The organism is Companilactobacillus versmoldensis DSM 14857 = KCTC 3814 (genome assembly GCF_001434295.1).
Classification (GTDB): domain Bacteria; phylum Bacillota; class Bacilli; order Lactobacillales; family Lactobacillaceae; genus Companilactobacillus; species Companilactobacillus versmoldensis.
Genome location: NZ_AZFA01000016.1, coordinates 23,759 through 49,869 on the forward strand (window position 1 = coordinate 23,759; position 26,111 = coordinate 49,869).

Annotated in this window: 23 protein-coding genes and 2 tRNA genes; 23 read left to right on the forward strand and 2 right to left on the reverse strand. The window is 39.3% G+C overall.

Going from position 1 to position 26,111, the window contains the following annotated elements; all coding sequences use genetic code 11:
* Positions 1-8 precede the first annotated feature (8 nt).
* The 9 genes from FC27_RS08450 (at position 9) to yedF (FC27_RS08490) (ending at position 9,073) form a co-directional block, all read left to right on the forward strand.
* The gene (locus FC27_RS08450) at positions 9-956 is read left to right on the forward strand and encodes a sulfite exporter TauE/SafE family protein (RefSeq protein ID WP_010624958.1); all 948 of its coding nucleotides are present in this window, start codon (positions 9-11) and stop codon (positions 954-956) included.
* Positions 957-996: 40 nt separating this feature from the next.
* Positions 997-2,019 carry a selenide, water dikinase SelD gene (gene selD, locus FC27_RS08455; RefSeq protein WP_010624957.1) on the forward strand — a complete coding sequence of 341 codons (1,023 nt, stop codon included), beginning with the start codon at positions 997-999 and terminating at the stop codon, positions 2,017-2,019.
* Between the two features lie 11 nt (positions 2,020-2,030).
* The gene (gene yedF / locus FC27_RS08460) at positions 2,031-2,627 is read left to right on the forward strand and encodes a sulfurtransferase-like selenium metabolism protein YedF (protein ID WP_010624956.1); all 597 of its coding nucleotides are present in this window, start codon (positions 2,031-2,033) and stop codon (positions 2,625-2,627) included.
* Between the two features lie 10 nt (positions 2,628-2,637).
* Positions 2,638-2,904 carry a putative Se/S carrier protein gene (locus FC27_RS08465; protein WP_010624955.1) on the forward strand — a complete coding sequence of 89 codons (267 nt, stop codon included), beginning with the start codon at positions 2,638-2,640 and terminating at the stop codon, positions 2,902-2,904.
* A 9-nt stretch (positions 2,905-2,913) separates the two neighbouring features.
* A complete protein-coding gene (gene selB / locus FC27_RS08470) occupies positions 2,914-4,821 on the forward strand; it encodes a selenocysteine-specific translation elongation factor (protein ID WP_010624954.1) in 1,908 nt (635 codons plus the stop codon).
* Positions 4,821-5,981, forward strand: a complete 1,161-nt coding sequence (locus FC27_RS08475; protein ID WP_010624953.1) for an aminotransferase class V-fold PLP-dependent enzyme — start codon at positions 4,821-4,823, stop codon at positions 5,979-5,981. Before selB ends, FC27_RS08475 begins: the two co-directional genes overlap by 1 nt.
* Positions 5,981-7,372 (forward strand): L-seryl-tRNA(Sec) selenium transferase, encoded by a 1,392-nt coding sequence (gene selA / locus FC27_RS08480; protein WP_010624952.1) that lies wholly within the window; start codon positions 5,981-5,983, stop codon positions 7,370-7,372. The genes FC27_RS08475 and selA overlap by 1 nt, the downstream gene beginning before the upstream one ends.
* A gap of 259 nt (positions 7,373-7,631) precedes the next feature.
* Positions 7,632-8,831: a selenium metabolism membrane protein YedE/FdhT gene (gene yedE, locus FC27_RS08485; protein ID WP_010624951.1), complete on the forward strand. Its 1,200-nt coding sequence runs from the start codon at positions 7,632-7,634 to the stop codon at positions 8,829-8,831.
* Positions 8,828-9,073, forward strand: coding sequence for a sulfurtransferase-like selenium metabolism protein YedF (yedF, locus tag FC27_RS08490; protein WP_010624950.1), 246 nt, complete (start codon positions 8,828-8,830; stop codon positions 9,071-9,073). Before yedE ends, yedF (FC27_RS08490) begins: the two co-directional genes overlap by 4 nt.
* Positions 9,074-9,133: 60 nt before the next feature.
* Here yedF (FC27_RS08490) and cbpA read toward each other — a convergent pair whose 3' ends face one another.
* Positions 9,134-9,796: a cyclic di-AMP binding protein CbpA gene (gene cbpA, locus FC27_RS08495; RefSeq protein ID WP_010624949.1), complete on the reverse strand. Its 663-nt coding sequence runs from the start codon at positions 9,794-9,796 to the stop codon at positions 9,134-9,136.
* Positions 9,797-9,885: 89 nt separating this feature from the next.
* Entirely contained in the window at positions 9,886-10,869 is a 984-nt protein-coding gene (locus FC27_RS08500) for an L-lactate dehydrogenase (RefSeq protein ID WP_010624948.1), read from the reverse strand.
* Positions 10,870-11,016: 147 nt separating this feature from the next.
* On the opposite strand from FC27_RS08500, the gene pth reads away from it, so the two are divergent.
* From pth to FC27_RS08570, 14 genes are all read left to right on the forward strand, one after another.
* Entirely contained in the window at positions 11,017-11,574 is a 558-nt protein-coding gene (pth, locus tag FC27_RS08505; protein ID WP_010624947.1) for an aminoacyl-tRNA hydrolase, read from the forward strand.
* Between the two features lie 24 nt (positions 11,575-11,598).
* Positions 11,599-15,138 (forward strand): transcription-repair coupling factor, encoded by a 3,540-nt coding sequence (mfd, locus tag FC27_RS08510; protein ID WP_010624946.1) that lies wholly within the window; start codon positions 11,599-11,601, stop codon positions 15,136-15,138.
* On the forward strand, positions 15,135-16,700 hold the full coding sequence (locus FC27_RS08515) for a putative polysaccharide biosynthesis protein (RefSeq protein WP_056938098.1): 1,566 nt from the start codon (positions 15,135-15,137) through the stop codon (positions 16,698-16,700). The genes mfd and FC27_RS08515 overlap by 4 nt, the downstream gene beginning before the upstream one ends.
* Before the next feature lie 3 nt (positions 16,701-16,703).
* A complete protein-coding gene (locus tag FC27_RS08520; RefSeq protein WP_010624943.1) occupies positions 16,704-16,946 on the forward strand; it encodes an RNA-binding S4 domain-containing protein in 243 nt (80 codons plus the stop codon).
* Positions 16,947-17,048: 102 nt separating this feature from the next.
* Entirely contained in the window at positions 17,049-17,444 is a 396-nt protein-coding gene (locus tag FC27_RS08525) for an FtsB family cell division protein (protein WP_010624942.1), read from the forward strand.
* A gap of 22 nt (positions 17,445-17,466) precedes the next feature.
* A complete protein-coding gene (locus tag FC27_RS08530) occupies positions 17,467-17,868 on the forward strand; it encodes a S1 domain-containing RNA-binding protein (protein ID WP_010624941.1) in 402 nt (133 codons plus the stop codon).
* A gap of 52 nt (positions 17,869-17,920) precedes the next feature.
* Complete coding sequence (gene tilS, locus FC27_RS08535; RefSeq protein WP_010624940.1) at positions 17,921-19,246, forward strand: tRNA lysidine(34) synthetase TilS; 1,326 nt, start codon at positions 17,921-17,923, stop codon at positions 19,244-19,246.
* A gap of 2 nt (positions 19,247-19,248) precedes the next feature.
* Positions 19,249-19,794 carry a hypoxanthine phosphoribosyltransferase gene (hpt, locus tag FC27_RS08540; protein ID WP_010624939.1) on the forward strand — a complete coding sequence of 182 codons (546 nt, stop codon included), beginning with the start codon at positions 19,249-19,251 and terminating at the stop codon, positions 19,792-19,794.
* Between the two features lie 80 nt (positions 19,795-19,874).
* Positions 19,875-22,091 carry an ATP-dependent zinc metalloprotease FtsH gene (gene ftsH, locus FC27_RS08545; RefSeq protein ID WP_010624938.1) on the forward strand — a complete coding sequence of 739 codons (2,217 nt, stop codon included), beginning with the start codon at positions 19,875-19,877 and terminating at the stop codon, positions 22,089-22,091.
* A 50-nt stretch (positions 22,092-22,141) separates the two neighbouring features.
* Positions 22,142-23,023: an Hsp33 family molecular chaperone HslO gene (gene hslO, locus FC27_RS08550; protein WP_010624937.1), complete on the forward strand. Its 882-nt coding sequence runs from the start codon at positions 22,142-22,144 to the stop codon at positions 23,021-23,023.
* Between the two features lie 71 nt (positions 23,024-23,094).
* Positions 23,095-24,099: a tRNA dihydrouridine synthase DusB gene (gene dusB, locus FC27_RS08555; protein WP_010624936.1), complete on the forward strand. Its 1,005-nt coding sequence runs from the start codon at positions 23,095-23,097 to the stop codon at positions 24,097-24,099.
* A 55-nt stretch (positions 24,100-24,154) separates the two neighbouring features.
* Positions 24,155-25,645, forward strand: a complete 1,491-nt coding sequence (lysS, locus tag FC27_RS08560) for a lysine--tRNA ligase (RefSeq protein WP_040521312.1) — start codon at positions 24,155-24,157, stop codon at positions 25,643-25,645.
* 208 nt (positions 25,646-25,853) lie between these two features.
* Positions 25,854-25,926, forward strand: a tRNA-Val gene (locus FC27_RS08565).
* A 28-nt stretch (positions 25,927-25,954) separates the two neighbouring features.
* Positions 25,955-26,038: transfer RNA gene (locus FC27_RS08570), tRNA-Leu, on the forward strand.
* The last annotated feature ends 73 nt before the right edge of the window (positions 26,039-26,111 follow it).

Below are 26,111 nucleotides of genomic sequence, written 5' to 3' on the forward strand. Positions count from 1 at the left end.
GAACTATCATGATATTACGCTTTATTCATATCGTACTTGCCATCCTTTTAGTTTATATTTTCATCTTGTTTGGGCGCGATTACCTCAAGCACAAAAAAGAAAATGATGGAAGTATTCCTAAAGCTGCAGGTATTGGTTTTATTACGAACTTTCTGGATGCTTTAGGTATCGGAAGTTATGCACCAACAACGATGTTACTGAAACTTACCAAATATATGAAATCAGATAAGTATATTCCAGGAACTTTGACAGTATCATGCTCGATTCCGGTTATCGTTGAAGCCTTCTTATTTACTAATACTATCAAGGTTGAAGGAACGACTTTGATCTCCTTAGTTGTTGCTGCTGCCTTAGGATCATTCATCGGTTCTAAAGTAATGAGCAAATTCAACGAAAAAATCGTTCGGATCGTCATGGGTGTCGCACTAGTTCTGACAGCAATCTTGATGCTGCTTTCTCAATTAGGTATTTTAAGTGCCTTAGGTGCCGGGAATACAGCTATTGGACTACACGGTCTGAACCTTGTGATCGCTATCGTCGGTAACTTTATCTTGGGTTCATTGATGACTGCCGGTGTTGGTCTGTATGCTCCATGTATGGCTATGGTCTACATGTTAGGTATGAGTCCTGACGTTGCTTTTCCAATCATGATGACATCTTGTGCTGTCTTGATGCCAGTTGCTGCCTATGAATTTATTAAAGCTGGAAATTATAACCGTCATGCCAGTTTAGGTATCACTATTGGTGGTGTTATCGGTGTTGCTATCGCTGTACTCTTCGTCAAGAGTCTTGATTTGAACGTCTTGACATGGTTGATCATCGTCGTAGTTACATTTACTGGTATTCAAATGCTTTATCAAGGTATCAAAGAGAAGTCACAAACGGTCGAGGAAGTTGAAAAGGAATCCGAAAAAGATTCTGATAAAGACTCTCAGGCTAGTTCAGAAACAAAATAATCAAGTTTAATAGATTAACAATCAATCGGGGGATGAGATTATGGATACAACTGAAAAATTAATTGTGTGTGGTGGTTGCAATGCTAAATTGGGACCTGGAAAATTGGAAAATATTTTAAAGGATTTACATCAAAAAGAAAAACCAGATGTAATGGTCGACTTCGAGACGACTGACGATGCGGCAATCATCAAAGTCAACGACGACACAGCAATTATTCAGACAATCGATTTCTTTACTTCGATGGTCAGTGATCCATATTTGTTTGGAAAGATTGCTGCAACCAATGCGTTAAGTGATATTTGGGCCATGGGTGGTTCAGTGGTTTCTGCTTTAAATGTGGTTTGTTTTCCCCAAGAAATGAACCAGGATATTTTAAAGAAGATCCTTCAAGGTGGCTTGGAAAAAGTCAATGAAGCTGGTGGATTTCTAGCCGGTGGCCACTCGATTCAAGACCAGCGTCCTAAATATGGTTTGTCGGTCAACGGAATCGTTGATCCGAAGAAAATTTGGAAAAACGATACTTGCCAATTAGGCGATGACTTGATCTTAACTAAGCCATTAGGTGTCGGGATCATCACTTCTGCCTACGGAGTGGATGCTGTGGGTGAAGATGCTTTCGACAATGCCGTAGACAGCATGACAACTTTGAACAAATATGCCGCTGATATTATTCGTGATTATCCAATTTCAGCATGTACTGATGTCACAGGCTTTGGCCTTTTAGGTCATTTGAATGAATTTTTAGATGATAAATACACTGCTGTGCTTGATTCGACCAATATTCCTATCTTGCCATCAGCTTATGAATGTGCCGGTGATCTTTTGACCACTGGTGGTGGAGAACGTAATCGTGAATTCTTGAAAGGAAAGATCGACTTTACGTTTGACGATATTGGACTCGAGGAAGTTCTCTTTGATCCACAAACTTCAGGTGGATTATTGTTCAGTATCGATCCTAAATATACCAATGACGTGCTCAATAAGTTGAATACTCTTGATTTAAGAAGTTCATGTATTGGGCATGTCGTTGAAAAAGAGGACCAGGAAATTATTGTTAAATAGGGGGAAATATCATGGAAAAGATCAACGCATTAGGTAAGGTATGTCCAGCATCAATCATTATGGCCAAGAAGGCATTGAAGTCAACTGACGAAGTTGAAGTACAAGTTGACGATGACATGGCTCCACATAACTTGAAAAAGTTAGCTATTCAAAAGAAATATGATTATAACGTGGTTGAATCAGGCGACAATGAGTGGAAAGTCACTTTGAAGAAAACTGATGAATCAGATCAACAACAGCCTGCTAAAGCTGGTTTCAATGATCAAGGTGAATCATATATCGTAGTCATTAATACCGATACTATGGGACACGGTGATGAAACTCTAGGGCAAAACTTACTTCATGGTTTCGTTTATTCATTAACTGAACAAGACGTCTTACCAGATAAGATCATCTGTTATAACGGCGGTGTTAAATTGTTACAAGAAGGTTCAGATTATTTAACAGACTTGAAGGCGCTTGAAGAAGCAGGTGTTGAGATCATTGGTTGTGGTGCATGTATCGATTATTTCGGTCTGAAAGATAAGATTGCTATTGGATCAATCACTAATATGTTCAATATTGTTGAAATGATGCGTCAACAAAATAGAATCGTTAGACCAGATTAGAGGCAATTTTATGGCACAAACTTTTGGATTAATGACCTTTAAAACAACTCATGAAGCTATCTCGATCAAGGAATTGCTCAAGCAATATCCTGATTACACGTCAAGCATCATATCAACGCCAGGCAGTATTTCTGCGGGATGCGGCATGAGTGTCAGATTCAACTATCAGAAGAAAGCTGAGATCTTGGATCTGTTAACGAAAAAAGGACTGCAATATCAAGCGATTTATAAAGGCAATCGTGTAGGTGTCAAAAGCACTTATCAGATTGACCAGTAGGGGGCTATCATGGAAACAGTAGGTCAAGATCAAATCATTATTGCGACGGCCGGACATGTTGATCATGGTAAAACAACATTAATTAGAGCTCTGACAGGTATCGACACAGATACCACTGCAGCCGAAAAAAAGCGTGGCTTAACGATCAATTTGGGCTTCGCTTTTTTCGATTTACCAAATCATGAACAAGTAGGAATCGTTGATGTCCCGGGACACCAACGTTTCTTGAAAAATATGATTGCAGGTTTGAGTGGGATTGATTTAGTTTTGCTAGTGGTCGATGCTGGTGAAGGTATCATGCCACAAACTAAAGAACACGTTGAAATCATGTCATTGTTAGGTATCGATAATTATATTGTCGTTCTCAGTAAGATCGATACAGTTGACGATGAAATGAAAGATTTAGTTACTGAAGATGTGAAAGATTTCATGAAAGTTCATAAAATCGAGGCACCCATCATGCCCGTTGATGCGGTCAGTGGAACTGGTATGGATGAACTGATCAAAGTAATGGATCAAAAAGTTGAATCCATCAAAAAGCCGAAATTCAATGGTGTCCCACGGATCAATGTTGACCGTTCATTTTCAATCAAAGGTTTTGGAACTATTATCACTGGAACTTTATTGGAAGGTTCAGTTGAAAATGGCATGACCTTGGAAGTCTTCCCAAGCGGTAAACAGGCAAAGATCAGAAATATTCAAGTTCATGATGAAGATGTCGATAAAGCTATGCCGGGGACTAGAACAGCCATTAATTTAGCCAATTTGAAAACTGAAGAGGTCAGACGTGGAGATGTATTGACTTTACCAGGTAACGTCAAACCAACTTCGATGTTGGATATTTCATTCAAGTTATTACCTGATAAAAGTGCCCATTTAGTCAATCTTTGGAGTCGGGTCCGGGTTTATTTAGGGGCTCAAGAAGTCATCGCTAGAGTAGTGCCATTAGGAGAGGAACATGTCAGTGCTAATGGTGATAACTATTTACAGTTGCGTCTTGAAGAACCAGTTGCTGTCAAAAAAGGAGATCATTATATTTTGCGCTCTTACTCACCAATGACCTTGATTGGTGGTGGCACGATCCTCGATCCTAATCCTAAAAAACATCGTCGCTATAATGAAGATGTTTTGGAGCAATTGTCGATCCAAGCCTCAGGTAATCAAGAACAAATTGTTTTGGAATTCCTGATGAATCAAGCTGAATTAGGGGTTACAGTTGATGGTATTGCCGATTATTTGAATATCTCAGTCGATGATACTAAAGAGATCGTTAATGACTTAGTTGAAGCTAAAACGGCCGTTAAATTTGGCAAGATAGTTATCAATCAAGAAAGACTAGCTAGTTTCGAGAAGGAAGTCATTGCTGCTTTAGATGCCTATCACAAAAAGAATCGTTTGCAAAAGGGCATGAATAAAGAGGAATTATTGAGTAGTTTCAAGGACCAAGTCGATGGCAAGACGATGGAGAAAATCTTAGAAAACATGGTGACACAAAAGAAAGTCCGTATCTCTGGATACATTGTCGCCGATGCTGATTTTAAGGTTAAATTCAATAAATATCAGGAAAAGGCTTATCAAGAGATCATCGCCGATTTGCAGAAAAAGCCTTTGATGCCACCCAGTGACACTGATTTGACAGGTGATGATAAGAATAAGAAAGAAGTCTTACAATCACTCGAAGGTCAACAAGTCGTTCGTTTAGGTGAAAAGAATGTCATGCTCAAATCAGTCTTTGATGATGTGACTAAAAAAGTCATCAAATATTTGAAAGAAAACGAAACTATGACGATTGCTGAATTCCGTGATTTGTCAGGTGCAAGCCGGAAATATGGGATGATGATCCTTGAATATATGGATAAACAAGGTGTGACACGCCGTAAAGAGAACATGAGAGTTTTGACTAGGAGGGAAAGCTAATGATTTATTTTGATAATTCAGCTACTACGGCAATGAAACCCAAGACGGTTGGCCAAAAGGTTGGCAATATTTTAAATAGTGGTGACTACGGGAACCCCGGCCGCGATTCATCTGATTACAGTGTTAATAGTAGTGACGAGGTCAATTTAGCTCGTGAACGGATCAAACAGCTTTTCAATGTTCCTTCCACATCACTGGTAACATTTACCCATAATGCCACTGAGAGTTTGAATACTGTCTTGAAGGGAATTTTAAAATCCGGTGACCACGCCATTTCGACTGATTATGAGCACAATTCAGTTATCCGTCCGTTGGAACAATTGAAGAAAAATGATCAGGTAGAAGTTAGCTATTTGCCATTCGATCCTAAGACAGGTCAGCTAGCAGTTGACCAGTTGGAAAAAACTGTCCAATCGAATACTAAACTCTTTATTTGTACTCATGCGTCAAACGTTACTGGCTATATTTTGCCAATCAAACAAATCAGTGAGTTTTGTCAGAAGCATCACATCATTTTTGTTGTTGATGCATCACAGACTGCTGGTTTTGAAGATATTGATATCCAAAAAATGGGTATCGACGTTTTGTGTTTTACCGGTCATAAATCACTTTATGGTCCACAAGGTACCGGTGGCATCTGCCTCAAGCAGTCATTAGAGATTGAACCTTTAAAGAGTGGTGGTACTGGGATCGAATCATTTAATCCTAGTATGCCTGACCAATTTCCGACTCATTTGGAAGCTGGGACTTTAAACGTTCCTGGTATCGCTGGATTGTCCGAAGGCGTTAAATATGTCCTAGATAAAGGTGTCAAAAATATCCGTCAGCAGGTGAATAGTTTAACTAAAAAAATCTATGCTGGTTTAGAACAATATCCACAAATAAAAATTTATACACCAAAGGATTTCGAAACTACAGGTATCGTTTCCTTTAACTTGCAAGACGTAAATTCAGCCGACGTCGGACAGTGGTTATGGGATAATTACCAAATTGCCACGCGTTCAGGTGCTCACTGTGCACCCAAAGTCCATCAAACATTTGGCACCGTCGAACAAGGAATCGTCAGATTGTCGCTTTCGAGTTTCAATACAGAAGCCGAAGTTGACACCTTATTAAAAGCAATTGCTAAAATGATTGCCGAAAGTGCTGAGGAAGTTTAATGGAAGCAAGTAAAATTTTACGTCAATTACCATCAGTCAATGAAATGCTGAATTCTTCCGACGCCAAACGCTGGATCAAAAATTCAACTCAACCGGTCGTTAAAAAAATCATCGATGATGTCCTCGATGAAACACGCCAACAAGTTTTAGAAGGTAAGCTAGATGACATCAATGATGACTATTTGAGCAAACAGGTCGAGAAAAAATTGGCTGATCGGCGCGTCAGACGCTTACAACCGGTCATCAATGCTACAGGGGTAATCCTGCATACTAATCTTGGTCGGGCAAAGTTGCCTGATTCAGCGGTCAAAGCTATCGAGTCAGTTGCCAATCACGCCACTAATTTGGAGTATGACATTACTATCGGTCAACGTGGGGATCGTTATAAATACGTTGGTCAACTGGTGTCTGAATTAACCGGTGCTGAGGATGCCATCGTCGTCAACAATAATGCCGCAGCCGTCATGCTAGTTTTGAGTACCTTGTTCAACCAGAAGGAATTGATCATTTCGCGTGGCCAATTAGTCGAGATTGGCGGATCATTTAGGATTCCTGATATCATCACTTCAACTGGTGGCATCTTAAAAGAAGTCGGAACAACTAATAAGACTCATATCAAAGATTACGAGAATGCCATCAATGAAGAAACTGGTGGAATCTTGCGTGTTCACACTAGTAACTATAAGTTGATTGGTTTTTCAGAAACGCCTGATTCTAAAGAACTAGCTCAACTCTGCACTAAATACCATTTACCACTGGTCAATGACTTAGGTAGTGGCTTGATGTTGAACTTGGATCAATATGGTTTTGGTCATGAACCTACCATCCGTGAAGAGGTGGAATCTTGTGACCTAGTTATGTTCTCTGGTGATAAATTACTCGGTGGTCCTCAAGCTGGTATCATTGCTGGTAAGAAGAAATACATTGATCGGATCAAGCATAATCAGTTGTTGAGAGCTTTACGTGTCGATAAAATGACCTTATCAGCTCTGATTGCGACTTTGAAGATCTATCGGGACCCAGAACATGCGATTGAAAAAATTCCTGTCTTGCGTGAACTGACAATGGACAAAGGTGTCGTCTTAGAGAAAGCTACGAAATTACAAAAACTGATCTTAGATAAAACTGACTTTCAAGCTACGATTGCTGAAGGTACTTCAATGGTCGGTGGCGGTTCGTTCCCTGATGTTCAATTACCGACGTATTTGATTGATTTAAAGGCTAGTGCCTCGGAAACAAAATTGAATCGTTTATTGGAATATGCCAAGTATCCGATCATTAGTCGGATCAATCATGGACAAGTCTTTCTTGATCTTAGATCGATCGATGAAAGTGACTTTGAAAAAATTATCATTAGTTTAAATGATGTTGCAAAAAAGATTAATAAATAATTCACAAACTTTTGAAATGAGTTAATTAATTTCAAAAGTTTTTTTATTTCTTACAAAATTTAAAGTCAGCATTATGGAAATACACTTGTTCACGATTAATCAACAGTGCCAAATCGCTTATCAAATGATAACCAGAAGCCCACTAAATGAAGCTTAGGGAATACCCTAACTTATATAAATATCTTACTGAAAACGTTTTATAAATCATTCATATTTGATATAATAAATAGTGAAGAATATTACAAAGTAGGAGGACTTTATGAATCGATTACGAAAAACGTGGAACCCATTAATTGTGGTTCCTATATTAGGCATGCTCTCAGCTTACTTTTTTGGACTGACTTCCAAACAGTGGGCTGTCACTGGAGAGTTCACTAGATGGGGTGGACATCTAATGAACTTTGTTGGAGTTGATACTTCACAATTCTCATATTTCAAGCTGATCAAATTTAAGGGAACACCTTTAACCAGGATCGATGGGGTAATGATCATAGGGATGTTCATCGGAATGTTTGTTTCAGCCTTGATTTCAAATAACGTTAAATTTAGGATGCCAACTTCTAAGACTCGGGTCTTTCAAGCACTTGGTGGTGGAATTATGGCAGGATTTGGTGCTAGGTTAGCTATGGGATGTAATTTGGCAGCATTCTTCACTGGAATTCCACAGTTCTCATTACACGCTTGGTTCTTTACTATTTTTACGATCATTGGTACGTATGTGGGGACGCAAATAATTAAAAGGCCAATGTTTCAGTCGAAGATCAAAATGAAAAAAGTCCACAAGCACCATTTGTATGGTATCCACGATGTTGATCATACAAAGAGAAATAATTGGTTATTAGTTGCCTGTGCAGCTTTGATCTTGTTCTTACTATTCTTTGAATTCAATATTCAAGCCATGTTCCCATTAGTCTTAGTCTTTGGATTGAGTTTTGGATTCTTGCTTGAAAAGGGTCAAGTTTGTTTTACTTCAGCCTTTAGAGACTTATGGACGGCTGGACGTTCGAACATGACCGTAGCTATTATTTTAGGAATGATCTTCAGTACTATCGGTACCTTTATTTTTATCAAGGGTGGTACACCAGCAACAATTCATTGGGCTGGCCTGAACACGATCGTTGGTGGCTTTATCTTCGGTGTTGGTATCGTTATCGCTGGTGGTTGTGAGACTGGTTGGATGTATCGGGCCGTTGAAGGTCAAGTGCATTACATGCTAGTTGGTGTTGGCAATGTTTTGGGCTCGATTTTACTAGTCTTAGTTTGGGATCAAATTGCACCCGTTATGGCCTACAATTATCCAGAAGTCAATTTGCTACAAACCTTTGGGCCATATGGTGGATTGATCATCACTTATGTAGGATTACTAGTAATGCTTGGATTAGTTTATGTTTACGTTAAATGGTATTTCCGGAAACAAAATAATAATACACACGCAATACAACAGGAGGAGTTATCATGAAAGAAGCAAAAACAGATTATACGATTGACTATTTTCTAAATCTTGAAGGAGAACCCTGTCCATTCCCAGCAATGAAAACTGTTGATGCCTATGACGACATGAAAGATGGTGAGGTCATTGAGATCATCAGTGATTGTCCGCAATCGATCAATAATATTCCTGTCGATGCTAAGAATCGGCATCATGAGATATTGTTAGTTGAGCAAAATGGTCCAACTTTTAGATATGTCATTAGAAAATAAATAAAAAAGGGAGCTCTCAAGTCATCAATGATGATTTGAGAGCTCCTTATTTTGTTGATCTTATAAAGTGTTCTTATCTAAGATTCGGCCTGATTTAAGGTCATCGATTTCGGAAACGACAAAACTTTTACGTTCTAATTTTTTGATGATCAGTTTCAAAGTATCGACTGAAGTTCCTGAAGGTAATGTGAAAAGAGAACGACGGACAATTTCATTCGACTTAGCATCTAAGGTCACACAAGCAGCAATCGAAACATAGCGGGAAATGATCTTTGACATTTTCACTAGATCTCCACGGTCACCAGATGAGTTGACAGTTAGCACGAAGCTACTGATCTCAAGGTTCCAGGCATCAGATAACATGCTCAACAAACGTGAGTGAGTTAAGATCCCGTAAAATAAATTTGACTCGTCTAAAACAGCGATGTAAGGTAAATCTTTAATATTGAAGAAGACCTTAAAAAATGGTGAGTCAACGCTGATTGTTTTTGTTGCGTTTTTCATCAAAGTTGTGACGGGTAAGCTCATGTCGCCGCCCCGTGATTTATGACGATAGATGTGCATCTTGTAAATATTTCCCCTAAATATTTGACCGCTTTCGTCTAAAATGGGCACACAGCGGAAGCCTGAGTCTTCCAAGATTTTCAGTGCTTGTTCGAGGGTGATACTTTCTTTGACAGTCGTCAATTTTTCCTTTTTTTGGACTAATGATTTAACTAACATAATATACGCTCCATTTGAACTAGATGTACCTATAATACAGTAAATTTGGACAAAAAAAAAGAATGCCTAAGCATTCTTTATAATCAGGATTATTGACGACCTTTGATTCCAGTAGCTTCGAAACCATCTTTGAGGATCTTAGCTAATTCATCAGCTGATTTGTGCATTTGTTTTGATTCTTCATCTGTTAATGGAACTTCGATGATTTGCTTCAAACCTTTACGGTTAACGATAGCAGGTGAACCAATATAAATGTCTGAAACGCCGTATTGACCAGTCATCATATTTGATAATGGTAGAACAGTGTTTTCGTCAGCAAGCAAGGCTTTTGAAATTCTTGCAAGAGCAGTACCGATACCGTAGAATGTAGCACCCTTAGTATTGATAATGTCGTAAGCTGCGTTAACAACCTTCTTGTAGATTCCGTCAAGAGTTTCTTGTGTGATTTCTGGATGTTGTTCCATCCATTCGTTCATTGTAACGCCACCGATTGTAAGATGTGACCATGCAGCAAATTCTGAATCACCATGTTCACCCATGATGTAACCATGGATTGAGCGAGGGTCAACGTCTAATGCTTCACCGACAAATTTTTGTAATCTGGCAGTATCTAGTGATGTACCTGAACCAATGACACGTTCCTTAGGGAAACCTGAAAGTTTCCATGTAGCGTATGTCAAGATATCAACTGGGTTAGCAGCAACTAAGAAGATACCATTAAATCCTGAATCAACGATAGGATCAACGATTGTCTTCAAGATGTTCAAGTTCTTGTTAACTAAGTCAAGTCTTGTTTCACCTGGTTTTTGTGGTGCACCAGCAGTGATAACAACTAAGTCAGCATCTTTAGCGTCTGAATATTCACCGGCGCGGATGTTCTTAGGATATGAGAATGGAAGTGCATCAGCAAGGTCCATTGCGTCACCCTTGATCTTGTCTTTAGCTATATCGCAGATAACTAATTCTTGAGCAATACCTTGAAGTGTCATAGCGTATGCGTAAGTTGAACCTACAGCACCGTCACCGACTAATAGTACTTTTTGATGATTCTTTTCATTTGTTGGAGTCGTCATTTTTAAATATCATCCCTTCAAAAAAATAATTTGTTCCGTAAACAATTATACAAATAATAACTAGTAATGTACAATAACGATACGAAATTCGTGAAAATTTTTCTTATCTTAAATGATATAATTGGACTTCGAAATGAGGAATTAACAGTGAAATGTATTATCGGCTTGGGAAATCCCGGCAAAAAATATGACAAAACAAAGCATAATATGGGCTTCATGACTATCGACAAGCTAATGGAGCACTATGATCAAACCCAAATGAAGAAAGACTTCGATGCTGAATATTGTAAATTCAAAGTTGATGGTGAAACAGTCTTCTTAGTTAAACCATTAACGTTCATGAATGATTCAGGTCGAGCAGTCCGGATGCTCAAAGGCTATTTCCAAATTCAAGACGACGAGATCATGGTCATTCAAGACGATCTCGACATGCCAATTGGAAAAATTAGAATACGTTCTAAGGGTTCAGCTGGTGGTCACAATGGAATAAAGAGTATAATTTCAGCTGTAGGCACCAAGGATTTCAAACGAATCAAGATTGGGATTCAGCATCCACAAAGACAGACCGTGGTAAATTGGGTCTTGACGCCATTTTCTAAAGACGATGCACCTGCTGCCTTCAACGGTATCGATAATGCTGCTGCAGCTTGTGTTGATTGGGTCGACGGTGCCAACTTCAATCAATTAATGAATAAGTATAATTAGCTACCTTTTGGAAGGGGGCCAAATGTGCATTTTTTAAAGTACATCACCAATAAGCTTAAGCTTGGGGAATTTATCGAGAATGTTAAGCCTGATACGAAAAGTATGTTAACAGGTTTGACCGGTTCGACGATTTCCCTTTTTGCATTGGAAACATTGCGAAAAACTGAACAAAAAATCATCATTGTCGAAAACACTAACTATCATGCTAATCGACTGTTTGATGATCTGAATCTCCTTAATAATGAACAAGTTCACCTTTTCCCAGTTGAGGAAGCAATCTCAACTGAGATTGCTACCAGTTCACCGGATGAATTGAGTCAAAGAATCGATGCCTTGAATTTCTTGACCGAAGATCAGCCAGGTATTTTGGTGACTTCTACATCAGGCATTGAATATGCCTTGTCAGCCAAGGAACTCTTTGAACAATCGCGCTTGAAGATCGTTCGTGATGAAGAGTACGATCTCGAAAGTTTGAACAGTGTCTTTGTTCAACTAGGCTACAGTAAAGAAAAATTAGTTGCTAAGCCTGGGGACTTTGCGATCCGTGGTGATATCGTCGATATTTATCCACTGACATTAGATGATCCAGTCAGAATTGAATTTTTTGGCGATCAAGTGGATAAGATCAAGACTTTCGACACCGAAACGCAAAGAAGTATTGAAGAACAGACAGAAATAACCATTTTGCCAGCCAAAGACCGGATCGTTACGGATGAACAAGCAACCGCTGGATTAAAGAAATTACAAAAAAGTTATGACAAACAACTTCAGACTGATGATAAAGATGTTAAAAACAATCTCCAAGTCTCCTTTGGTCAGACAATCGATGCCTTGGCAGAAGGGATGCGTCCTGACAACCTTGGCAGCATCATCGACTATTTGATCGACCAACCTAGCAGTTTGCTGGATTATTTAGACAAAGACGACTTGGTTGTCTTCAATGAATACAACCGTTTGGTTGAACAATCGAATGACAATCAACAGGACAATCAAGATTGGCTTGCCAGTCAGTTAGAATATGGCAAGGCTTTGCCAGAGCAAAAGATCCGTCAAAAATTCGTCGATTGCGTGAAAGCTGACCATCATGGCCAAGTTTATTTATCGACGTTCCAACAAGGGATGGGTCATACGAGACTGGATCAATTGCATAATGTGCCGGTTCGGTCGATGCAGCAATTCTTCAGTCAAATGCCACTGCTCAAATCTGAAGTTGAAAGATGGCAAAAGCAGGCTTATACCGTCATCATCATGATCAGTAACGATAAACGGATTCAAGCCATCAATCGGACCTTGGTCGACTTTGGGATCAAGGCTACTTTGACGAGCCCGGATAAGATTCTGCCGGAACAAACACAGATCATCAATGCTGATCTAGGGTTTGGATTTGAAATCCCGGAAGAGCGATTGGCAGTCATTACTGAAAAAGAACTCTTCAATAAACAGCCTAAACGTCGTCGCCATCAAACATTGGCTAATGCGGAACGTTTGAAGAGTTATTCCGAGTTGAAACCTGGCGACTATGTCGTTCACGTCAACCATGGTATCGGTAAATTTATCGGTATGAAGACGATGGAAGTTGATGGTAAGCATCAAGACTATATCACGATTGAATATCGTGACGATGGACGTTTGTTCATCCCCGTATCTCAATTGGACATGGTACAAAAGTATGTTTCTTCTGAAGGAAAATCACCCAAGATCAACAAACTTGGTGGTAAAGAGTGGGCTAAAACGAAACGTAAGGTTCAATCGAGCATTGAAGATATCGCTGATGACCTGATTGATCTTTACGCTAAACGTGAAGCTGAAAAAGGTCATCCGTTCCCGAAAGACGACCAAATGCAGCATGACTTCGACAACGCCTTTCCATATCCAGAAACACCAGACCAATTGCGATCAGTCGATGAGATCAAGCGTGACATGGAAAAAGCTCATCCCATGGACCGGCTGTTGGTTGGGGACGTTGGGTTTGGTAAGACCGAGGTTGCCTTAAGAGCAGCCTTTAAAGCCGTCGAAGATGGTAAGCAGGTCGTATTCTTAGCACCAACGACCTTGCTGTCACAACAACATTACGAGACCATGAAAGACCGTTTTGAAGGCTTTCCTGTTAATATCGCCGTCCTATCACGATTCCAAACTCGTAAAGAAAGTCAAGAAATCATTGAGAAATTACAGACTGGTGAAATAGATATCGTCGTCGGAACACATCGGTTATTGTCCAAGGATGTTAAATTCCATGACATCGGTCTTTTGATTATAGATGAGGAACAAAGATTTGGTGTTAAACACAAGGAAAAAATCAAGGAATTAAAAGCTAACGTTGACGTATTGACCTTAACAGCGACACCGATACCGCGGACTTTGAACATGTCAATGTTAGGTGTACGTGATCTATCACTGATCGAAACCGCACCAAGTAATCGTTATCCAGTCCAAACCTACGTTATGGAACAAAATTTTGACGTGGTTGCTAGTGCTATCAAACGTGAAATGGAGCGAGGCGGCCAAGTCTTTTACTTGCATAATCGGGTTGAAGATATGGAACAAGTTGCTGATCAGATTCAAGCTTTGGTTCCTGAAGCTCGTGTTGCCACAGCCAACGGACGAATGAACCAGACTCAAATGGAAGGTGTTATTTCTGATTATTTGGAGGGCGATTATGATGTTCTAGTCACGACAACAATTATCGAAACAGGTGTTGATATGCCCAATACCAATACATTGGTCGTTGAAAATGCTGATCGTTACGGATTATCTCAGCTTTATCAAATCAGAGGACGTGTTGGTCGTTCCAGTCGGGTAGCATACGCATATCTGATGTATCGTCCAAATAAGGTCTTGACCGAAGTCGGTGAGAAAAGATTGGAAGCTATCAAGAACTTTACAGAATTAGGTTCTGGCTTCAAGATTGCCATGCGTGACTTGTCGATTCGTGGTGCAGGTAATTTACTAGGCAAACAGCAACATGGATTTATTGATTCAGTTGGATTTGATTTATATAGTCAAATGCTTAATGAAGCTGTAGCGAGAAAACGAGGCCATACTAAAACTGAGAAAACCAATTCAGAACTTAATCTGGAGATCGATGCTTATCTGCCAGCGGATTACATTACCGATGAGCGGCAAAAAGTTGAATTGTACAAACGGATCAGACAAATTGATTCCGTTGAAAATTATCAAGAGGTTCGTTCAGAATTGATCGACCGGTTCGGAAAGTATCCTGCTCAAGTTGCTAATTTGTTGGACGTTTCCTTATTGAAGGCCAACTTAGATCAATCTCTAGTTAAAAAGGTCATGATGAGGAATGGCGCAATTGCCATTACCTTTGACCAGAAGGCTAGTGATTACTTAACAGGTGATTTGGTCTTTAAGTTTTTAGAGAATACGAATATGAAGGCAACTGTTAAAGATAAAAACGAAGAATTCACCATTACCTTAGATTCTAAGAGTGTCGATGCTGGTGAATGGTTCAAACAATTGCAAGTGTTTGCCGAAAAAATGGCAATCAAGTTTGAACAAATGAAAAAAAAGCGAGCTAAAAAAGCGGAGAAACAAGAACAATGATGAATAATACCGTACACAAAGCTATTCGTGGAACTTGGGTCTTAACGATTGCTTCACTGTTTTCGGAATTATTGAGTGCTGTCTATCGGATACCACTGCAAAACATCGTCGGTGATCGAGGCTACTTTATATATCAGCAAGTTTATCCAATTTATGGGATCTTCTCTGTTTTAGCTTTGACTGGTCTTCCAGTGGTGTTGTCGAAAACTTTTGCTCAGCAGGCAGATCCTGAAAGTAAGAAGAAATTGTTGAAGTGGGTCTTCCTAATTCTTTTAGGCTTAGCGATCATTGCTACGGCTGTCATTTGGATGTTGTCAAAAAGTATGGCAAGATTCATGGGTGATATTAATTTGTATCCCGAGATCAGAACTGTTAGTCTAGCTTTCTTGTTGATTCCGTTTGAGGCAAGTCTACGAGGTTTATTTCAAAGTGATCTCGTGATGGAGCCAAGCGCCATCTCACAAGTTATTGAGCAATTGGTCCGGATCGTTTTAATTATTGCTGCAGCCTTGATGTTCAGTCGCCAGTCGATCGATTTATATCAAATGGGGGCACTAGCTAATAGTGGCGCTTTCGTTGGTGGTCTGTTTGCGGTCGTGATATTATTTTTTACATATTTATTGAGACAAGCACCAATAACGAAAAAGCAGTCTCAGCCAGTTATCAAACTTGAAACTGGTCTGGGTCTTGAAATCGTTTTAATAATTTTTTTTACAGGAATTACGATTTTTTATCAATTTATAGATTCTTTTAGTATGATTAGACTATTGATGTCGGATGGGATGGCTTTGGGACCCGCTGAAGTGGCTAAAGGTGTCTTTGACCGGGCCCAGCCGTTGATCCAATTAGGTATCGTCATTTCGTTGTCGTTTATTTCAACCATTATGCCGCAACTGAAAAAGGGCGATGATAGTCAAACACGCAAAAATTTGATTGAACGTTTGGTTCGTGTCTGTACGGTTATAGCTGTTGCAGAGACAGCCGGATTGGTCGCTTTGATGCCGGATATCAATACGATGTTGTTCACTAATACCAATGGCTCAGTTGCTTTAGCAATTTATATGTGCTCGATATTCTTTGTATCGATCATCAATTTATTAGTTGCGGTAACTAGCAGTGATTCACGACAAAATTTAGCCAAGTTGGTTTTGTTCATTATTTCCCTGATCGTCAAGATTGGCTTGAATATCGTTTTAGTGCCAGCTTTCCATATTGCTGGCGCAGCCTTGGCAACGGTCATGAGTGAACTGGTCATCTTATTGGGGATGCTATTTATTTATCGGAATCAATTGGGATTTTTAGTATTGAAATGGACATTTCTTGGGAAAGCCATTTGGGCTGGACTATTGATGTCACTGTCAGTAAGAGCTATTGAACAGTTGATAGTCTATTACATTCCCTTGAATCGTCTTTCTTCAATTTTTGTGAATGTTGTTTTAATCCCGATAGGGATCATCATTTTTGTGGTCCTTGCGGTTTTATTGAAGTTATTGAAGAAACAAGAGTGGGAAATACTTCCACTTGGAAAATGGTTGACCAAGATTATTAAAATAGAGGAATAAGATATGAGATTAGACAAATTTTTAAAGGTAAGCCGAATTATTAAAAGACGAACTGTCGCCAAAGAGTTCACAGATAACGGTCGTGCTTTAGTCAATGACCGAGTTGCCAAATCATCAACTGATGTTACCGAAGGTGACACTATTGAATTACATTTTGGTGAAAGAACGATGAAAGTCCGTGTCTTGAACACCCGTGAGACTACTAAAAAGAACGAATCAGCCGATTTGTATGAAGAAATTAGTTAGTTAATTTCTTAACCAAAGTTTAAAAAATATAAAAATTTAACAAAATCCCTCTGGTTGTTGGTATACTTAACCTAATGATTTTTTTTAGGGGGAGAACATGGCATGGAGATAAGAAACACAGCCAATTCAAACGTCTCGGTACTTACTCCGAAACGTGATTCAATTGCAAAAACCAATCAAAATGAATCTGATTATGTGGCAAAAGTCCATCAACGAAGATTGATTCTTCTAGGCGCACTCTTTGCCATTGTGATCTTGTTCTTTGGTTCACAAATCATTTTGTCACAACGGACCTATTCTCAAACGAATGCCCAAGTGGAGCAAAGTGAGCAGAAATTGAAAAAGCAAAAGGCGACCGAAAAAGATTTAAAGGTTCAGCTTAATCAGTTACAAGATACGAATTATTTGGAAAAATTTATTCGTGATAAATATATGTATTCTAAACCGGGTGAACAGGTTTACAATTTACCTGTTAATGACCCAATCGGACAAAAATAGGGAAAGGGAATTATTAATTTAGATGACAGTTGAAGTAGGATCCAAAACAGAAGGTAAGGTTACCGGCATTACTAATTTTGGAGCATTTGTGGATTTAGGAGATAATAAGAGCGGCATGGTTCATATCAGTGAGATTGCTGATAGTTATGTCAAAGATATCCATGATGTTTTGAAAGTCGGAGATACTGTAAAGGTGTTAGTTTTGAACGACAAAGATGGGAAAATAGCTTTGTCGATCAAGCAAGCATCCGACAAACCAAAACCTCGTCATCACCACGAAAGAAAGCCAAGACCACAACAACATCATGCTGAAAGTTTTGACGATATGATGTCAGGCTTTATGAAACAAAGTGAGGAACGTTTGAGTACACTTCGTAAGAATACTGAAGGCAAACGTGGCGGTCGTGGCGGTCGTCGTAGCTAAATAATCTAGGGGTTGGGACTGTTGGTCTCAACCTTTTTAATTAGGAGAGTAAATGACTGCAGAAATTGATTTAATCAGTCAAGTTAGACATGTTTTACAGCAGAATAAAGCTAAGAAAATACTAGTCGCTGTATCCGGCGGGGTAGACTCCATGGCCCTGTCGGATATTGTTGACCAGATTTGGTCCAAAAGAGCCTGGGGGATAGTCAATGTTGATCATGACTTGCGACCAACCAGTGCAAAAGAGACCGAATTCGTTCAACAATTTTGTCATAATCGTGATATTCAATTTTTTACTACTAAGTGGAATCATAATCAGGCAAATGTCGGTGTTGAGGCAGCCGCTCGAGAGTTTCGGTATGACTATTTTCAACAAATCATGCGAGAAAATGGCTTTGACACTTTACTGACAGCCCACCACGCTAATGATTTATCAGAAAATATCTTGATGAAGTTGGTTAGATCAGGAAACGTTTATGAGATCACCAGTTTAAAAAGTCAGCGGGAATTCGGTCATGGACAAATTGTGCGACCATTGCTGACCGCTTCAAAAAAAGATTTACATGATTATGCGCAGCAACGCTCACTCAACTATGTTCAAGATGAGTCAAATTTTGAGGATATCACCATGCGTAATCGTCTAAGGAGTGATATTTTACCCAAATTGCAAACGGAGAATGGCCAGTTGCTACGACATTTTGGTTTGTTTGATCAACAAATGAACGCTTTGCTTTCTATAGCCGCCGATAAATTCGACCGACTAGAGTCAGAGATGAAACTGCAAGAGACCGATTCTACCATTTCCGGTCAGATTGGATCTCTTCAAGAAATTCCAGCTAATCAGCAAAGTTTATTTTGGGGACGCTTGTTCACTAAAAAAATGCCGCATTTGTCGATCAGCAATAAACAAATTAGACAAATTATTGCAGTCATCAAGTCAGAAAAACCTAATAGCGAAGTCGATTTAGAGAACGGCTGGCGTTTCAGACGTAGTTATCTCGATTTTGAAATCACCCAACCTGATGAATTAGCAAGTTTTGATTTGGCAATCAAGCCTGGTCAAGAATATTCGTTGGGCAAACGGAGATTCAAAATATTTGAGACTACCCAGGAGAATGCTGACATTGCCGTGACCAAGAGACCAGATAGTATGCGAATAAGGACTCGGAAGCCAGGTGACAGGCTGTTGCTGGACCATCAAAAACATCAGAAATTGAGCAAAAGATTTATCAATGAGAAGGTTCCAGCCAAAAAACGAGCACAAATCCCAATATTATTGTTCGATAATCAAGTTGTTTGGGTTGAAAAAATATATAATATAAGTGACTATTTAATTAAGAAACAAATATTCTACAAAATTGATTTTAATGAGGTATAAGAATGAATCCCGATATAGAAAAAGTTTTGGTTTCAGAGGAAGAGATTGCTGCAGCCAATAAGCGCTTGGGTCAGCAATTGACTGCTGACTATCAAGGTAAGAATCCCTTGTTCGTTTGTATTTTACGTGGTGCGGCCATGTTTATGATGGACTTGATCAAGCATGTTGATATTCCTTTGGAATATGATTTTATGGATGTTTCAAGTTACGGCGGTGAAAACACTGTGACAACTGGAGACGTTCGGATCATTAAGGATCTTGATACTTCATTGCGTGATCGTGATGTGGTCATTGTTGAAGATATTATTGATACTGGTTATACATTGGACCGTTTGATCGAGCTGTTTAAGACACGTCACGCTAATTCAATTAAGATTGTTTCTTTCTTGGATAAACCTTCACGAAGGATCAAGCATGTTCATGTTGATTATAATGGTGTTAAGATTCCTGATGAATTCGTAGTTGGTTACGGTATGGATTATGACGAGAGATATCGTAATCTTCCTTACGTTGGTGTCTTAAAACAAGAGATTTATTCCACAAAATAGTTAAATTAGCAGTACAATTATTATTGTGTTAATATCCACTAATGTTACAATATGTAACGTCTAAGTTTAGGAGGAAACATATGAAAAATAATCGAAATAGACTAATTAATAATAGTCTGTTTTATATCTTATTATTTGTTGTATTGGTTCTTGCTGCTAGTTGGTTTGCGGGCGGTCAGTCAAATGATCAATCAAAGACTTTGAGCCAAGATCAATTCATTACACAACTGAAAAAGGGTAAGGTCAAAAGCTTTAAAATTGAGCCAATCGGTGGAGCTTATCAAGTTACCGGTGACTATAAGAAAGCTCAAAAATCTGATTCTACCCAATCAGTTTCATTATTAGGTCGTAACAATAGTTCAAGTTCAAAGGTTACACAATTTACTTCAACTGTTCTTCCTAACAATGACACTTTAAAACAGATTAATAGTGCTGCAATGGCGAAGAATGTTAAAACAACTGCCGCAGCAAAGTCACAATCTAGTCAATGGGTATACTTAATAATTTCATTCGTTGTACCATTAGTACTTATTTTCTTTGTTTTCTTCGCTTTAATGGGTCGTGGCGGACAAGGTGGCGGTGCCAACCGAGTCATGAGCTTTGGAAAATCCAAAGTCAAACCGCAAGATCCTAAGAAAAATAAAGTTCGTTTCTCTGACGTTGCTGGTGCGGAAGAAGAGAAACAGGAACTGGTTGAAGTCGTTGACTTCTTAAAAGATCCACGTAAATATGTTTCACTTGGTGCTCGTATACCATCTGGTGTCCTCTTGGAAGGTCCTCCTGGTACTGGTAAGACTTTACTTGCTAAAGCTGTTGCTGGTGAAGCCAAAGTACCATTCTATTCAATCTCTGGTTCAGATTTCGTTGAAATGTTCGTTGGTGTTGGTGCATCTCGTGTTCGTGATTTGTTCGAAAACGCTAAAAAAGATGCTCCTTCAATCATCTTCATTGATGAAATTGATGCCGTTGGTCGTCAGCGTGGAGCTGGTACCGGTGGCGGTAATGATGAACGTGAACAAACGTTGAACCAATTGCTGATTGAAATGGATGGATTTACTGGTAATGAGGGTGTCATCGTTATGGCTGCTACTAACCGTTCTGATGTCCTAGATCCTGCTTTACTACGTCCAGGTCGTTTCGATAGAAAGATCTTAGTTGGTCGTCCTGATGTTAAGGGACGTGAAGCCATCTTGAAGGTTCATTCTAAGAACAAGACCTTTACAGATGATGTTGATTTAAAGGTTATCGCTCAACAAACTCCTGGTTTCGTTGGTGCCGACCTAGAAAACCTTCTAAACGAAGCTGCTTTAGTTGCAGCTAGACGTCATAAGACTAAAATCGATTCATCTGATATTGATGAAGCTGAAGATAGAGTTATTGCTGGACCAGCTAAGAGAAATCGTGTCATCTCTGATAAAGAGCGTCACATGGTTGCTTATCACGAAGCTGGACATGCTTTGATTGGTTTAGTCTTGAATGATTCTCGTGTTGTTAGAAAAGTTACTATCGTTCCTCGTGGTCGTGCTGGTGGTTATGCCATCATGCTTCCTAAGGATGATCAAAACTTGTTAACTAAGAAAGAATTAACTGAACAAATCGCCGGTTTGCTTGGTGGACGTACTGCTGAAGAGATTATCTTTGGTTCACAATCATCAGGTGCTTCAAATGACTTTGAGCAAGCAACTAATATTGCTAGAACAATGGTCACTGAATATGGTATGACTGATCGATTAGGTACGGTTCAACTTGAAAAAGATGGACAGCCAGTTGGTGCTGGTGGTTATCGTGCTGAACCTACTTATTCTCAAGATACTGCTAAGGCTATTGACCAAGAAGTTAAACGTATTATTGACGAAGGTCATGAACAAGCTCGTGAGATCATTGAGAGTCACCGTGATCAACATAAGTTGATTGCCGAGGCACTTCTTAAATATGAAACACTTGACGAAAAAGAAATTCTTAGTTTATATGATCACGGCAAGATGCCAGAAAATGACAAGAATACTGAATTCCCAAGTGAAAGTGCTGCTACTTATGAACAAGCTAAGCGCGCTGTTGAAGCTAAAGATGCTGAAAAGCAAAAGAATGAAACAACTAAATCTGATGATGATAATGATGACTCTAATTCCTCAAATGGTTCAGGATCAGCTGATTCAAGTTCAGATTCAGATGCAAGTTCTGAAAAAGCACCGAAGGATTCAAATAATAGTCAATCTGAAGAAAAGAAGTCCGATGACGATCCCGATAAGATTGAATTCCCTTCTGAAAAAGATGATTCAGACGACAATAATAAATAACAAAAGAAGCGACTCGCAAGAGTCGCTTTTTCTTACGAAGGAGTAAATTTATGGCAGATAAACTATTAAAAGCTGTTTCAACTGATGGAAAGTTTCGTGTCTACGTGGTAGATGCTACCCAAACTGTGGCTGAAGCACAAAAACGTCATGATACTTGGACTAATTCCACTGCTGCATTAGGTAGAACTATGATTGGTTCGATTCTAGTAGCAACTTCGACTTTGAAGGAAGACGAAGTTTTAACAACTAGGATCGTTGCTGATGGACCCTCAGGTGCCATCGTCGTTGACTCAGATGCTTCTGCAACTGTCAAAGGCTATATTCAAAATCCTCATGTCAGTTTGCCATTGAATGATAAACACCATATTGATGTTCGTGGTGCAGTCGGAACTAAGGGTACCTTGAGCATTACGAAAGATTTGCATTTGAAGGAACCATTTACAGGACAAACACCAATCGTTTCTGGAGAAATTGGTGATGATTTTGCCTACTATATGGCAAAATCTGAACAAATACCTTCAGCCGTGGGAGTTTCTGTCTTTGTTCAACCAAACGAATCAGTCGGCAAAGCTGGTGGTTTCTTGATTCAGACTCTACCTGGTGCCGATGACGATGCAATCACGAAGATCGAAAATAATTTGAAGATTGTTCCTAACATCTCTGAATTAATGAATGAGGGATTAAGTCCCGAAGACATCATGGACAAATTGATGAATGGCATAAAAATGAAGGTTCTCTCCACACAATCAGTTCAATTCAAATGTGATTGTTCAAAAGAAAAATTCTCTAAATCCTTAGCTACATTATCAGGTGATGAATTGCAATCAATGATCGATGAAAATCACGGTGCTGAGGCTGTTTGCAAGTTCTGTGGTAATAAATATCAATTCTCAGAAGCAGAATTAGCTGAGATAATTGCTTCAAAGAAGTAATGTGATTTGCTATCACAGTTAAAAATTTGCTATCATGACAAGTTGTAATTGAAAATTTAGAGGTACAAATTATGGAATGGAAAATTGGAAATGTCACGATTCCTAATCAAATCGTGGTAGCACCGATGGCTGGAATCACTAATTCGTCCTTTCGACTAACTGCTCGGGAGTTTGGGGCAGGATTAGTGGTTTGCGAAATGGTCAGCGATAAGGGAATCAAATTCCGCAATAAAAAAACACTCGACATGCTGTATGTCAATCCACAAGAAAAGCCGGTCAGCATTCAAATCTTTGGCGGTGATCAAGATTCCTTGGTCCAAGCTGCACGCTACGTCTCAGAGAATTCGAACGCTGATATCATTGATATCAATATGGGCTGTCCAGTTAAGAAAATAACTAAGGAAGACGCTGGCTCACGCTGGCTACTTGATCCTGACAAGGTTTATCACGTTGTCAAAGCTGTCAGCTCAGCAATCGATAAACCTTTGACCGTAAAAATGCGGACGGGTTGGGACAGTGACCATATTTATGCGGTTGAAAATACCTTGGCTGCACAAGAAGGCGGTGCAGCAGCTATTGCTATGCACGGTCGGACTAAAGCACAGTTTTATCAAGGTAGGGCTGATTGGGACATTTTGCATGACGTTGCTGAGAAACTAACTATTCCATTTATGGGCAATGGTGATATCAAAACTCCAGAAGATGCTAAGTATATGATCGAGCAAGTCGGTGCGGATGCAGCAATGGTCGGTCGGGCAGTTTTGGGTAATCTGTGGAAACTTAATGCCATGGAGCATTATTTGGAAACAGGTGAGTTATTACCAGAGCCAGAACCTCGAGAAAAAATAAATACTGCTAAAATTCAGCTCGAACGTCTGGTAGACTTAAAAGGTGAGAAAGTTGCTGTACCAGAATTTCGGTCACAGGCTGCTTACTATCTAAAAGGTATCCCCCATGCTGTACGAACACGTGCAAAGGTCATGGAAGTAGATACTATGAAGGAAGTATTCGATATTCTGGATAAATTTATCGAAGACTACGAAAAACGCGAAGCTAGATCAAGTAGAGTTTCGTAGGAAAAGGGGAAGAAATTTGAGTAATCAAAAGAAGCCAACAGGTGCACAAAGACAAATGAACGACCAACTACGAGTTCGTCGTGAAAAATTGCAAGAGCTTTATGATGAAGGCGTGGATCCATATGGTTCACGTTTTGAAAGAACTGCTCTAGCACAAGAGATCCATGACAAATATGGTGACGAAGATAAAGAGACCTTGGAAGAACAAGATCTCCCAGTTGTAATTGCTGGAAGAATGATGACTAAACGTGGAAAAGGTAAAGTTGGCTTTGCTGATATCCGTGACCGCTCAGGTAAAATTCAAATTTATGTTCGTAAGGATGAAGTTGGTGAAGAGAATTATCACATCTTCAAACGTGCTGACATTGGTGATCATTTAGGAATTCATGGTGAGATCATGAAGACTGATATGGGTGAATTGACTGTTAAAGCAACTCACGTAACCATGTTGGCAAAGGCTTTACGTCCCTTGCCAGATAAATATCATGGTTTGACGAATGTGGAACAAATTTATCGTCAAAGATATTTAGACTTGATTGCCAACCAAGATAGTTTTGACCGTTTTAAGAAACGGACTAAGATCATTGCAGCTGTTCGTGAATATTTAGATGGTGAAGGTTTCATGTCAGTTGAGACACCAGTCTTGAATACACAAGCTGGTGGTGCTACTGCACGTCCATTCATCACTCACCACAATGCATTAGATATGCAAATGTATCTAAGAATAGCTTTGGAACTACCATTGAAACGTTTAGTAGTTGGTGGTTTTGAACGTGTTTATGAAATTGGCCGTGCTTTTAGAAATGAAGGCTTGGATACACAACATAATCCTGAATATACTTCGCTTGAGACATATGCCGCATATTGGGATATGACGGACGTTATGAAAGAAGTTGAAGGATTGTTCCGCCATGCAGCAGATAAGGCTTTAGGAACGCAACAATTCACATATCAAGGCGAATCAATCGACTTGAGTAAGCCTTTCAAACGTATCAAGATGGTTGATGCTATTAAAGAACAAACGGGTATCGACTTCAGTCAAGATATGGATCTTGAACAAGCACGTCAATTGGCTGATGATAAAGGCGTTCATTACGAAGAATTCTGGGGCGTTGGTCATATCATTGCTGAATTCTTCGAAGAATTTGTCGAGGAAACACTCAAGGAACCTACGTTTGTTTACGAATATCCTCTAGAAGTTTCCCCACTAGCTAAAAAGAGCCAAGACAATCCTAATTTCACCGATCGTTTTGAAGTTTATATTCTTGGTCATGAATATGGAAATGCCTTTACTGAATTAAATGATCCAATTGACCAAAAGCAACGTTTTGAGGCACAAGCTGAAGAACGTGAAAAGGGTAATGATGAAGCGGAACATATCGATGATGATTTCGTGGAAGCATTGGAATACGGTATGCCACCAACTGGTGGACTTGGAATCGGAATCGATCGTTTGGTTATGTTATTAACTGATGCTCCATCGATCCGTGATGTTATTTTGTTCCCAACTATGAGACCAGAAGATAATTCAGATAGCGAAGAGTAATATAAACAATTATTTATAGCAAAATTAAACGAGCAGACATCCCTAGATATCAAGGAATGTCTGTTTTTATTTTGTTTGAAAGTGCTTATTTATAAGGTAAATTATTAGGAAAAATTTTTTCTTGCGAAATATTTTAAAAAGACGTCAATTTATCGTTGACAACTTTTATTACTTTTAGGTATACTTATATAGTTGTTTCGCAAGATATGGAGGATTAGCTCAGCTGGGAGAGCATCTGCCTTACAAGCAGGAGGTCACAGGTTCGATCCCTGTATCCTCCATTAAGCTTAATGGTTTTAAATTAGTTTTGCGGGTGTGGCGGAATTGGCAGACGCGCTAGATTTAGGTTCTAGTGTCCCTTTGGACATGAAGGTTCAAGTCCTTTCACCCGTATTAGTTACATTTCAATTTGAATCGTAACAAAGTGTTGCCGACTTAGCTCAGCTGGCAGAGCATCTGTCTTGTA